Source organism: Roseovarius sp. MS2 (assembly GCF_051447875.1).
Classification (GTDB): domain Bacteria; phylum Pseudomonadota; class Alphaproteobacteria; order Rhodobacterales; family Rhodobacteraceae; genus Roseovarius; species Roseovarius mucosus_A.
The window spans coordinates 3,598,309-3,610,409 of sequence record NZ_JBKHVF010000001.1 but is presented as its reverse complement, the minus strand read 5'-3'; the positions used below and the strand labels follow the sequence as shown (position 1 = coordinate 3,610,409).

The 12,101-nt window shown below is 61.6% G+C and carries 7 protein-coding genes and 2 tRNA genes; 3 read left to right on the top strand and 6 right to left on the bottom strand.

The features are described from left to right. Positions 1 to 39: 39 nt before the first annotated feature. The 3 genes from ACLGGT_RS17680 to ACLGGT_RS17670 are packed head-to-tail and all read right to left on the bottom strand — an operon-like array spanning position 40 to position 3,841. On the bottom strand, positions 40 to 1,092 hold the full coding sequence (locus ACLGGT_RS17680; RefSeq protein WP_437197051.1) for an AbrB family transcriptional regulator: 1,053 nt from the start codon (positions 1,090 to 1,092) through the stop codon (positions 40 to 42). 43 nt (positions 1,093 to 1,135) lie between these two features. Beyond that, complete coding sequence (locus ACLGGT_RS17675) at positions 1,136 to 3,376, bottom strand: xanthine dehydrogenase family protein molybdopterin-binding subunit (RefSeq protein ID WP_437197049.1); 2,241 nt, start codon at positions 3,374 to 3,376, stop codon at positions 1,136 to 1,138. Positions 3,377 to 3,379: 3 nt separating this feature from the next. Further along, positions 3,380 to 3,841: a (2Fe-2S)-binding protein gene (locus ACLGGT_RS17670; RefSeq protein WP_151979407.1), complete on the bottom strand. Its 462-nt coding sequence runs from the start codon at positions 3,839 to 3,841 to the stop codon at positions 3,380 to 3,382. A 112-nt stretch (positions 3,842 to 3,953) separates the two neighbouring features. Here ACLGGT_RS17670 and ACLGGT_RS17665 point away from each other — a divergent pair, with 112 nt between their 5' ends. The 3 genes from ACLGGT_RS17665 (at position 3,954) to ACLGGT_RS17655 (ending at position 8,891) form a co-directional block, all read left to right on the top strand. Then, a complete protein-coding gene (locus ACLGGT_RS17665; RefSeq protein WP_081506204.1) occupies positions 3,954 to 4,853 on the top strand; it encodes a hypothetical protein in 900 nt (299 codons plus the stop codon). A gap of 53 nt (positions 4,854 to 4,906) precedes the next feature. Next, a tRNA-Thr gene (locus ACLGGT_RS17660) sits at positions 4,907 to 4,982 on the top strand. A 726-nt stretch (positions 4,983 to 5,708) separates the two neighbouring features. Continuing rightward, a complete protein-coding gene (locus ACLGGT_RS17655) occupies positions 5,709 to 8,891 on the top strand; it encodes a Hint domain-containing protein (RefSeq protein ID WP_437197047.1) in 3,183 nt (1,060 codons plus the stop codon). 238 nt (positions 8,892 to 9,129) lie between these two features. Here ACLGGT_RS17655 and ACLGGT_RS17650 read toward each other — a convergent pair. The 3 genes from ACLGGT_RS17650 to ACLGGT_RS17640 all read right to left on the bottom strand — a co-directional run bounded on the left by ACLGGT_RS17650 (position 9,130) and on the right by ACLGGT_RS17640 (position 12,100). Continuing rightward, positions 9,130 to 9,206, bottom strand: a tRNA-Arg gene (locus ACLGGT_RS17650). A 56-nt stretch (positions 9,207 to 9,262) separates the two neighbouring features. Then, positions 9,263 to 10,654, bottom strand: a complete 1,392-nt coding sequence (locus ACLGGT_RS17645) for a sensor histidine kinase (protein WP_437197046.1) — start codon at positions 10,652 to 10,654, stop codon at positions 9,263 to 9,265. 27 nt (positions 10,655 to 10,681) lie between these two features. Continuing rightward, positions 10,682 to 12,100: a dihydrolipoyl dehydrogenase family protein gene (locus tag ACLGGT_RS17640; RefSeq protein ID WP_219434425.1), complete on the bottom strand. Its 1,419-nt coding sequence runs from the start codon at positions 12,098 to 12,100 to the stop codon at positions 10,682 to 10,684. Between the last annotated feature and the right edge of the window lies 1 nt (position 12,101).

Genomic DNA, 12,101 nt, shown 5'->3' with positions numbered 1-12,101 from the left:
CTTGGGCCTCTTCTTGGTACAAATACTCGAGCCCTTCGCTTACCCTTTGCGCTGTCGCAGGCGGGTGATGACCCCCAGCGTCAGCACGGTCAGCACGATGCGGTAGATATGGTGGATCGTCACGAAGGCCGGATTTGCCTGAAGGCTGAGCGCCACCAGCGCCATTTCGGTGACACCGCCGGGGGCGAGCGTGATGAGGAGCACATCGACCGCCTCGCCTGTCATCTCGTGCAGCGTAACGGCCAGCACCACACCCAAGGCCAACATGGACCCGATCGCCGCCAAGGCCAGCGCCGTTCCGCGCAGCAAGAGGCCACGGCTGAGCCCGGTAAAGCGCATGCCCAGCGCTGTTCCAGGCACGATTTGTGCCATATTTACAAGCCATTGGGGGATGTCAAAGCTGAGCCAGCCGCTAAGTGACAGGGCTGCGGCAAGGGCCATCGGCCCGGTCATCTGCCCCGCTGGCAGGCGCAGCAGATGGCCCAGCCCCAATCCCCCCAGCCCCGCCAGCACGATCAACGGCAGGTCTGACCAGGGCACATCCGGGCGGGCCATGGTCATGCCCGCCGAGCTGCCCACAGGGGCCCCAAGCCAGAGCGAGAGGCCAAGGGGCAGGGCCGTCACCACCACGATGATGCGCAGGAATTGCTGCATCATCAGGCGGGTCACGTCGGCACCTGCTGCCTCGCCCAGTTCGATGCTTTCATAAAGCCCGCCGGGGGTGCTGGCATAAAAGGCGGTGGTGGGGTCATAGCCGCCGAGATGCCGAAAGATCGTATAGCCCATGGTATGGGCCAGAACGACGAAAAGTGTGACAGCGCCAAAGGTTAGCGCGTAGTGATGGGCCTCGGTGAATAGGGCAGGTGTGACTTGGGCCCCGATCATCAGGCCGATGATGGCGATGAACATCAGGCGCAGTTTTTGGGGAAAGCGGTAGCCACAGGGCAAGCGTTCGGGCAGGGCGGTGGCGATCAGGGCAGAGATCGCCAACGGACCCAACAGGAAGGGCAGAGGCAGGCCAATGGCTTGGCCCACAAAGCCCGAAAGAGCAGAGCACGTCAGCAGGAGGAGGGTGGTTGCGTGGATCGGCATGGCGCCTCTTCAAGCACCGGGCGCGGGCGGGGGCAAGGGGCGGTCAGAGGAATTTGACGAATTTCTCAAAGGGCATTTCACGCAGGCGTTGCCCCGTGGCGGCAAAGATCGCATTGGCCAGCGCGGGGGCTGCGGGGGGCACGGGTGGCTCTCCGATGCCCTTGATCTTGGGGCCGTTTTCCAGCCCGCGCACGGTGATTTCAGGGCATTGATTGAGGCGAAGCGATTGAAATGTATCGAAATTCATCTGCTCTGCTGCGCCACCGGCATAGGTGATCTGACCGTGCATCGCATGGCCCAGACCAAAGAGCACACCGCCTTTGACCAGCCCTTCAAAGTTGATGGGATCTAGGATGCGGCCCACATCGGCGGCGACGAAGACGTGGTCTAGGCGCAGGCCGTTTTCGGTGTTTGTGACCTCGACGACTTGCGCGCAGGGCACACCGAAGGAGAGGCAGAAGGCCACGCCACGCCCTTGATTTGTGGCAAGCGGGCTGCCCCAGTTCGACATCTCGCCCACCGCCTCGAGCACCTGCCGCGAGGGGGCGTGATTGCAGAGGCGCAGGCGCTCGGCCAAGGGATCGGCCCCGGCGGCGTGGATCAATTCGTCAAGCAGGCTGTCGTGAAAAAACCCGTTGGACGAGGCCCCGACCGAGCGCCAAGACGAGATCGGGGCCAATTCGGGCGCACGGTATCCGGTGACACGGTAGTGAGGAATATCAAAGGGTTGATCCCATGCTCCGGCCACGATTTGCAGGTCTGGACCGGGGGCGGGGATGCCTTGGCGGCCCATTTGCGAGGCGAGAACCGAGGGCATGGCGATGCCCAGATCATAGGCCGCGACCTGACCATTGGCGACGCGCCCGCGCCCGCGCGCCATAGCGATCTGGCGGGGAAAGTCGTGGGTCATATCCTCTTCACGGGAATAGGTGAGTTTCACGGGCCTGCCGGGCAGTTCCATGGCGATGCGGGTGGCGTGGCGCGTCACCTCGTCTTCGAGGCGGTGGCCAAAGCTGCCGCCGATCATCAGGGCGTGAACGTGGATTGCGTCAGGCGTAAGGTTTGTAAGCTTTGCTACGTTATTTTGTACAAAGCGCGGCACTTGGGTGCCGGTCCAGATATCGACCCGGTCGGGTGTGTAGAGCACGGTCGCGTTCAGCGGCTCAAGCGGGGCGTGGGCGAGGTAGGGCGCGCGGTATTCGACCTCAAGATCGGGGCCCTCTGAGAGGGCGGTTTCCACATCGCCCGCGTCGCGGAATTGGCTGTCTTGGCGGTCGGGGGTGAAACTGTCGGAGAGGGCCTGCCAATGGGCGTCCATCTCGGGCGGGATGGGGGCGGGGCCCCATTCGACGGGGATGGCGGCGACCGCCTGCATTGCCCGCCAAGTGTTGTCGGCGATGACGGCGACGCCTTCGGGCAGGGCCACGACCTTGATCACGCCGCGCATTGCGAGGGCGGGGGTGGCATCATGGCTAAGGCGTGCGCCGCCCATAGCAGGGTTGAGGCGGAGGGCGGCATGGGCCATGTCTGGGAGGGTGACGTCGATGCCGTAGCTTTGCGTGCCGGTGGATTTGGCGACGATGTCGATCCGTTGCATCGGTTGGCCGATCAGGCGCCATTCGGAGGGCGCGCGCAGGGTGACATCGGTTACGGGATCGGTGTTTGCGGCCTCGGCGGCAAGGCTTTGGTAGCTGAGACCGGTGCCATCGGGCAGGATCACCGCGCCACGGTCGGTGCGTAAATCGGTTACGGAGATGTTATGCAGCCGCGCGGCGGTGGCTTTGAGCGTTTCGCGCGCGACGGCCCCGGCGTGGCGCAGTTTGTCGTAACTATCAGGCACAGTGGTGGACCCGCCGGTGATCTGCATGCCCAGAAATTTCATCGGCGCGTCGGCAAGGCCGCGCACGGTTTCGGCAAGCCAGCTATCGTCGGTGGCGCGGAAGGGCACGGCATCGCCCGACAGGGCGGTGTTGTAATAGGCGGGGCTGGGGGGGCCGGGATCGGTTTTGATCTGGTCCAGATCCACATCGAGTTCTTCGGCGATCAGGGCCGCCTGGAGGGATACCGCCCCTTGCCCCTTGTCGGCGCGGGGGGTGATGAGGGTGATCGCGTCCGAGGTGATCAGCACATAGGGGGTGAGGGCCGTCGCCCCCTCGGGCAAATCGGTCAAGAGCGGATTGGCATAGGGCGTCTTGTACCGCCAGACACCGAAGGCCACTCCACCCGCAATCGCGGCGGAGCCGATCAGGAATGTGCGGCGGGCGATGGTTTTGGCGCGACCCATGAGTCATGCCCCCTTGAGCGTGCGCGCGGCGGTTTTGACCGCCTCGCGGATACGCGGATAGGTGCCACAGCGGCAGAGATTGCCGGAGAGTGCGTCGTCAATCTCGGTATCGGTGGGATCGGGGGTTTCACTCAGGAGGCTTGCGGCCTGCATGATCTGGCCGGACTGGCAATAGCCGCATTGCGCCACCTGATGCGCGATCCATGCGGCCTGCACGGGATGCGGCGCGTTGGGGGTGCCCAGCCCCTCGATCGTGGTCACAGGCCCCCAGACATCGCCCACCGCCACCTGACAAGAGCGGGTGGCCACGCCGTCGATATGGACGGTGCAGGCACCGCATTGGGCGATGCCGCAGCCATATTTCGGCCCGGTGAGGCCCAGAACATCGCGCAGCGCCCAGAGGAGCGGCATCTCGGGTTCGAGATCCTCAAGAGAATGTGCGGTGCCGTTGACGGTGAGTTGCATGGGTGGCCTTTGTGACAGGGATAGGATCAAGGATAAACTGATCGGTTCAGTTGTCCAGATGGCATGGCAATTGCTGTTTCACTCGGGCGCAAAGACCGTATAGTGAGGGGCAATGATCCAAGAGACCGGAAAACGGATGCAGGTTGTCATTCACGCAGGCGCCCATCACACTGACGAGGACAGGCTGATCAACTGCCTGTCCGCCAATCGCGAGATGCTGGCGCGTCACGGAACCAATGTTCCCGATCCGCAGCGCTATCGCCGTTTGGTGCGCGATGTATTGCACCACGCGCAGGACTCGGGGCTTGCCCCGGATGCGCGTGATGTTTTGGTGGATGCGATCAGCAACGAGGGGGCTGTCGATCGGCTGGTCCTGTCCAATCCGGGGTTTTTCGGCACGCCCAAGATGGCGGTGAATGGGGGCGTATTGTATGGCGCGGCCGAACATCGGTTGAACCTGTTTCGGCAGTTGTTTCCGGATGATCATCTGGAACTGTTTATCGGGGTGGTCAATCCGGCGACGTTCCTGCCGCCTCTTCTGAAAGAGACCGACTTTGACACGGTGGAGGCGCTGTTGCGGGGCCATGATGCAGCGCATCTGCGCTGGTCCGAGTTGATCACGCGGGTGCTGCGGCATCATCCGGATATTCCAGTGACGGTGTGGTGCAACGAAGATACGCCGCTGATCTGGAGCCAGGTTGTGCGGGAAATGGCGGGCATTGATCCGACGGTCGCATTTGAAGGGGAATTCAGCCTGATCGAAGAGATCATGACCCCGGCGGGGCGTGAGAGGTTTCGCGGCTATCTGGCGTCGCATCCCGGCCTGACCGAGGTGCAGAAGAGGCGGGTGGTGGCGGCCTTTCTTGACAAGTTCGCCGATGAGGCGGCGATCGAAGAAGAATTGGATGCGCCGGGCTGGACCGATGCGCTGGTGGCCAAACTGACGGAACTCTATGACGAGGACCTGTATACGATCCAACGCATGCAGGGCGTTCAAGTTATCACGCCCTGAGCACGCGATTTCTGCTTGCAGAGGTGGAAAGGCTTGGCTAATCAGGCGCGCAAGCCCCTATAGCTCAGCTGGTAGAGCAACTGATTTGTAATCAGTAGGTCCGCGGTTCGAGTCCGTGTGGGGGCACCATTTCCCAAAATGTGATCAAGACGGCGGCAGGCTTAGGCCGGTCATGCGGATGTGGCCGGGGATGTTATCCACAGCTATTCAGAGATTCGCGGCTATCTTTGGAGAGTCGTGTTTCCAATCTGGCAACAGAGACGTTTTGTGTGGTGCATTGTTGCCGAATTTTCCGCTCTGCCTTTTTTTAAACACAGAGGCGCCCTGAAGCCCGTGTTTGCGCGGATATGTCATGGGATCCGAAACAAACACACGCTATGCGTGTGAGTCGTGCTGAAATCCGAGCGTTTTGCTTTAATTTCGCGTAATTTTTGATGAATCCCTGCCCAGAGACAGAAACAGTTGGCGTGTCTTGGGAGAGGGATTTGTGGCGATAACAAGGCCAAAATTAACCTAAGAGGCGTATTTTCGGCACGTTTGCGCCAGATTCCACTTGGGCCAGACTATTCAAAAGGATAATGTCTGGACAGCCCATCTGGGGGGTCATGTCTGTAGGTCGCGGGGGCGACCGCACAAAACCAACGCGATGTTTCGTGGAAAGCTGCCGCAATCCCCGACTCTTGAATGATCGCTGTTATTGGAAGTTTTGGGCTGTTTCGTCCCGTTGTGTAATGCCGTTGGGCATTCCTTCCCTTTGGTTCTGTGCCGGTCGCTCTTGTTCCGTTGAATCGGGATCGATGCAGGCGTTTTGAACAGGGTCGCAAGCATGTGTCGGTGAGGCACGGGAGATGGAACATGGCAATTAACAGAGTCGACGGCGACAATTCCGGAAATAGAATTGATATTGCCTACGCGGGCGATCCCGAGGGGGATCGGATTGATGCAAATGATGCGCCCGACGGGTCTAACGATGACGTCGTGGACGGATTTGGCGGCGATGACACCATTCTAGCGGGTGCTGGTAACGATACGGTATTTGCCGGATCGGGAAGCGACTCGGTCGAGGGCGGCGCGGGCAATGATCTGTTGGTGGGCGACACGCCCGATGCGACGGCGGGTGCGCGGGAAGTGTTCCAGTGGAGCGAGGCGCCCGATCCCAATGGTGCCGATCCGATCGATGCGGGCGATCCAATCACAGCGTTTACGCAGAATTCCGGCTCTGTCGATGTGACCTTTTCGGTGCTGACCAGCACCGTGACCGATGATACCACCTTTGCTGACAATCCGCAGAATGTGACAGGGGTTGTCACGGATGGCACCGTGGCTGATGGGGGCAGTTCGCTGTCGGCGGATCTGGCAGCGCCGGGATCGACCGATCTCAAGCTTGAATTCTCGTCCGAAGTTTCGAATGTTTCGTTCAATATCAATGACCTTGATGGCACAGAGAATGTGCAGATCTTTGCCTTTGACGCGGCGGATAACCTGATCCCCGTGACCCTTGTCGGCGGCTCTGCCGTGACGGTGCTGAGCGCGGAGCAAGCGATGGGTGCGGGGTCGGGCACCGATGATGGCCCGGCGCATAGTCTTACGGTGTCGATTGCGGGACCGGTATCGCAGCTTGTGATCCGGTATTCTGATGCCGATGGCACGTCGGATGGTCTGAATGTCACGGATGTGTATTTCGGGCTGACGGGCGGCGTGGTCGATGCCGGATTGCCGGGCGACGATACGCTGGTTGGCGGCGAGGGTGACGATACGCTCTTGGGTGAGGCCGGGAACGACGTTCTGTCGGGCGGTGCCGGTGCGGACAATATCTCTGGCGGGGCTGACGAAGACTTGATCATCGGCGGCACGGCGGGCGATGTGGTGGATGGCGGCAGCACGGGCGTGGACAATGACACGCTTGATCTGCGCGGTGCAGGCCCCCTGCGCGTTGTGGATGAGACGGTTGATCCGGATGGCAATTCGACCTCTGGTCGGGTCGAATTTCTGGGCAGCGATGGGGCTGTGACCGGCGACATGACCTTTGCCGAGATCGAAAACCTGATCCGGCCCGACAATACCGTGCCGGATGCTGTCAATGACGACGGTGTCACAACAGGATTTGAAACAGAGGTTACGATTCCGGTTCTGGCCAATGATACCGATGCGGATTTCGACCCGCTGTCGGTGACAGGAGCCACGGATGGGGCCAATGGCACCACCACGGTCAATGGCGACGGCACCGTGACCTATACGCCGAACGCCGGGTTCAGCGGCACGGATACGTTTGATTACACGATTTCGGATGGCAATGGTGGCACCGATACGGCCACCGTGACAGTCACGGTGGGCATCGCCCCGCCGCCGCCGCCGCCCACCCGTGACGGGATTGTGGATGGCACTGCTGGAGACGATCTGATTGATCTGGGCTATGCAGGCGATCCGGACGGCGATTTCGTTGATAACGATGACGCGCTTTTGCCGGGGGCTGCGCCGAATGATGACAGCATCCGGGCGGGTGCCGGGGATGACGTGGTCTTTGCCGGGGTTGGCGATGATCAGGTTGACGGGGCTGACGGGGCTGATCTGATCTTTGGCGAGGATGGCTCTGATACGATTGACGGCGGCGCGGGCAATGACACCATTGATTCCGGCACCTCTACGTCGACGTTGCCTTTGCCTGATCTTGGTTTCGGCACCACGGTGCCGGCCGATCTTGATCCCGAGAATGACCGCGATCTGGTGTTTGGCGGTGATGGCGACGATGTGATCACCACAGGCGACGATGCGGATACGATTTCCGGCGGGGCCGGGGCGGATTTGATCGACGGGGGCATTGATGCCGATGTGATCGACGGCGATGACGACAATGACACGCTGATCGGTGGCGAAGGGTCTGACACGATCAACGGCGGTGCCGGGGACGATGTGATCTTTGGCGGGCTTGAAGAAGGCTTTCCCGACTCGATCAATATTCCCGATGCGACCGATCCGGAGCCGGGCAATGGCCGGGACCTGATCGACGGTGGCGATGGCAATGACACGATCTTTGGTCAGGACGATGATGACACAATTCTCGGCGGTGCCGGGGATGATGTGATCGACGGTGGCATTGACAACGATTTCATCGTGGGCGCTGACGGCAACGACTCTTTGATTGGTGGTCAGGGGGATGACACGATCACCGGCGGTGCCGGCAATGACACGATCAGCGGTGGTTTGGGTGCAGATCGTCTTGTTGGCCTCGATGACCGCGATGTGTTCGTCGATGTTGGCGCGGGTGACACAATTGATGGTGGCACCGGCGGCGACGATTTTGACACGCTCGACCTGCGCGGTCTGGGTCGGTTCGAGATTGTCGGGCAAACAACGGACCCGGACGGCGATTCGACCTCGGGCACGGTCAACTTCCAGGATCGTGATGGGACGGTTACCGGATCTTTGGTGTTCGGCGAGATCGAGAACCTTATTCCTTGCTTTACCCCCGGCACGGCGATTGCCACGCCGCGTGGCGAAAAGCTGGTGGAAGAGTTGAAGGTTGGAGACAAGGTGATCACCCGCGACAACGGTCTGCAAGAGATCCGTTGGATCGGTCAGCGGGGGCTGAGCGGGGACGAATTGGCGCGCTCGCCGCATCTGCGCCCAATCCTGATCCGTGCCGGTTCGCTGGGGCATGGTTTGCCGGAGCGGGACATGCTTTTGAGCCCGCAGCACCGCATCCTGCTCAATTCGGATCGTGCCGCGCTCTATTTCGAAGAGCGTGAGGTGTTGGCCGCGGCCAAGCACCTGATCGGGATCGAGGGTGTGAGCCAAGTCGAGACACGCGCAGCGACCTATATCCACTTTATGTGCGACCAGCATGAGGTGGTTCTGTCGAACGGCACCTGGACCGAGAGTTTCCAACCCGGTGAGCAGGTTCTGGACGGCATGGGCGCGGCACAGCGGGACGAGATCTATGACCTCTTCCCGGAGTTGCGCGCAGTCGAGGGGATCGAAGCCTATCAGGCGGCGCGGCGCTCGCTCAAGCGGCATGAGGCGCAATTGCTGGTGCGCTGAACGGCGGGCCTGATTGTTATCAAAACGTGGACAATCCCGGTTAAGAGCCGGGATTGTTTCGTTTTGATGGGTGGTTTGCGAGGGGCGGCTGGGGCAGGGGCGTGAGGGGTGTTTTGCGCGCAGAGGGGCGGCAAAGCACCGCATCGTGCATCGACACGCCGGGGCAAACGACCCAGATTTCTGGGCCAGCGGGCAGATCAGATTGTTAGAAGAATTTCAGCTGGATCAAGGGGATAAATGGCGGACCGAGGAGGATTCGAACCCCCGACCCCTTGATTCGTAGTCAAGTACTCTATCCAGCTGAGCTATCGGTCCGTGAGGGCAGCAATTAGACTCTGACGTCGGGCAATGCAAGGGCGTTTTGGAAGAAATTATGACGTCGCGCCGAAATTTCCCTTGGGCAGGGTGATACAGAAGGCGGTGCCCGTGGCGTCGCTGCGTTCGAGAATGAGCGTGCCGCCATGGCCGCGCACCAGTTCGGCGGCGATGGTCAGGCCAAGGCCGCTGCCGCCCTTGGTGGTGCCGCCCTGAAAGGGTTTGAAGAGATGTTCGCGCGCCCGTCGGGGCAGGCCTGGGCCGGTGTCCGCAACGCGGATCATCCATTCGGCGGCATCCTCAACGGCCATCACGCTGATCTCACCGGGGCGGCCGCTATTGACGATGGCTTGGCGAGCGTTGCGCACGAGGTTGCCGATGATGCGATAGAGCTGTTCGGCATCGGCCAGCACGACGAGGTCGCCGGGCACATCCTCGGCAAAGCTGACATCGGCATCGCCTGCGGCGAGACGCTCGCTGTCGAGCACATCGGCCACGACATCCGCGAGATAGAGGCGGGCAAAGACGGGCCCCGGCTCTTCGGCCTTGCCATAGGCCAGCGTGGCTTCGCACAGATGCACGGCGCGGGTGAGGGCGTTGATGAGTTTGGGGGCGAGGCGTTTGACGGTGGGATCTTCGCTGGTCTCGATCCGGTCAGTGAAAAGCTGGGCGGAGGTGAGGATATTGCGCAGGTCATGATTGACCTTGGCCACGGCCCCGCCCAACTGGGCGAGATGCTCTTTTTGCTTGAGTGCGCCGGTGAGTTGGGTTTGCAGAGATTGCAGGGTTTCCTCGGCCTGGCGCAGTTCCTTGACGCGGGCGGTGGGGCGCAGCACGCGGCGCACATCCTCGGGGGCGGCGGCATAGGTCTGCATGGCGGCAACCACGCGCTTGATCGGTTTGACGAGGGTCACGCGCACGGCGAGAAAGAGCAGCACAGCCGTGAAGATGGAAATCACCAGCGAGAGCCAGAGGATGCGCAGGCCGTAGTCGATCATCGCTGCGCGCAAGCCGGAGGAATCGAGGGTGATCTCGATCAACATCCCGCCCATGCGCACCGGCTCGCCGATGACACGGATGATCTGGCGCTCGGGTGTGACAAGCCGCATCATGGCATCGCGGATCAGGGTAATGGCGGGGGCGTCGCGCAGGTCGAAGGTCTGCGCTACGGGTTCGGGCACGGGGGAGGACAGGATCAACTGGCGGGCATCATCGCGCAGCAGCACGACGTTGAACACCTCGGCGTTGCGCAAGAGTTCTTCTTGGAGGTCAGGCGTTACCTCTTCATCGGCCAAAAGCACGAGCGAGGCGATTTGGGACCGTTCCAGCCGGGTCAGCAGGTAATCTTCGCGAAAGCGGGCGATGGAGGGGACAAAGATCAAAATCTCGGCCAGCATCACGAAAATGGCCGTCAGGATCAGGAAGCGCCCGGAAAGCGAATTCAGCAAAATGTCCCCTCCCGAGGATGGCTGCGATCAGGGTAGCCAGCGTTGCACAAAGCCAACGATACGCTTGACGCCTGCGCTGTCAAACAAGCGGGGCGAGAAATAGGCCCCGGCGGCGCGTTTGTTGATTTCGCCCATGGTGGGGTAGGGGGCAACCATATTGGCCACGTGTTTCATCTTGAGCCCGTTGGCGAGGACGAGCGCCCAGAGATTGATGAGTTCGCCCGCTTGTGCACCCGCGATAGAGACACCGACGGGGCGGCCGCGCACCACCATAACCTTGATCAGACCGGCGGTTTTGCGGTCTGCAATGGCGCGGTCGTTGTGGGAATAATGGAAGCGGACGACTTCGAGATTGCCGCCGTGTTCCTGCCGCGCCTGAGCCTCGGTTAGCCCGACTTGGGCCAGTTCGGGATCGGTATAGGTGGCCCAAGGAATGTGATCGGTGCGATTCTTCGCGGGCAGGCCCAAGAGCGCCTGACGGATGATGAGGCCCGCGTGATAGCCCGCAACATGGGTGAATTGCAGCCCGCCCGCGACATCGCCAATGGCATAGACGCGGCGGTTGGTGGTGCGCATGGACGCATCGACCTTGATGCCGCGTTTGGTGGTTTCGATGCCTGCGGCGTCGAGATTGAGGCGGTCTGTGTTGGACTTGCGGCCCACGGCCATGAGCAGGTGAGAGCCTTTGAAAATGCGCCCGTCTTTGGCCTCGATCTCGATGGCGCCCGCCTGTCCGCGAATTTCGGCGGCCAAGGCCCCTTCTTCGATCTGGATGCCCTCGGCGCGGAATTGGTCGATCACCACGGCGGCCATTTCGGGATCGTCATTGCCGAGCACCTTGGCCCCCTCGATCACCGTCACGGCGCAGCCCAAGCGGCGGTGCGCCTGCGCCATTTCCATGCCGATCGGGCCGCCGCCCACAACGAGCAGATGGTCGGGGCGTTCGCGCAGATCAAAGAGGGTTTCGTTGGTTTCATAAGGCACAGTGTCGAGCCCCGGAATGGGCGGGACGAAGGGCGATGAGCCGGTCGCAATGACGATGCGACGGGCGGTGATGATGTGTTCGCCAGCCTTGACCTCGGTCGGTGAGAGGAATTCGCCGTAGTCACGCAGAACGCGCACGCCCAAGCCTTCGAAGCGCTCTTGGCTGTCGACGGGTTCGATCTGGGCGATGATATCTGCGACATGGTCCTTGGCGGCAGCGTAATCCACCTTGGGGCTTTGATCCGCGATGCCGAATTGGGCGGCGTGCGACTGGGCATAGGCCGCTTTGCCGCTGGCGATCAGCGCCTTGGAGGGCACGCAGCCAAAGTTGAGGCAGTCGCCGCCCATCTTGTGCCCTTCGAGCAGGATCACGTTTGCGCCCATTTGCACTGCGCCAGCGGCCAGCGACAGGCCGCCGGAGCCGGCCCCGATGACCAGAAGATCGGTCTTCAATCGTGTCATG

Coding starts and splice junctions, on each gene's coding strand:
- ACLGGT_RS17680 (WP_437197051.1), bottom strand. CDS start 1,092: ATGCCGATCCACGCAACCACCCTCCTCCTGCTGACGTGCTCTGCTCTT.
- ACLGGT_RS17675 (WP_437197049.1), bottom strand. CDS start 3,376: ATGGGTCGCGCCAAAACCATCGCCCGCCGCACATTCCTGATCGGCTCC.
- ACLGGT_RS17670 (WP_151979407.1), bottom strand. CDS start 3,841: ATGCAACTCACCGTCAACGGCACCGCACATTCTCTTGAGGATCTCGAA.
- ACLGGT_RS17665 (WP_081506204.1), top strand. CDS start 3,954: ATGATCCAAGAGACCGGAAAACGGATGCAGGTTGTCATTCACGCAGGC.
- ACLGGT_RS17655 (WP_437197047.1), top strand. CDS start 5,709: ATGGCAATTAACAGAGTCGACGGCGACAATTCCGGAAATAGAATTGAT.
- ACLGGT_RS17640 (WP_219434425.1), bottom strand. CDS start 12,100: ATGACACGATTGAAGACCGATCTTCTGGTCATCGGGGCCGGCTCCGGC.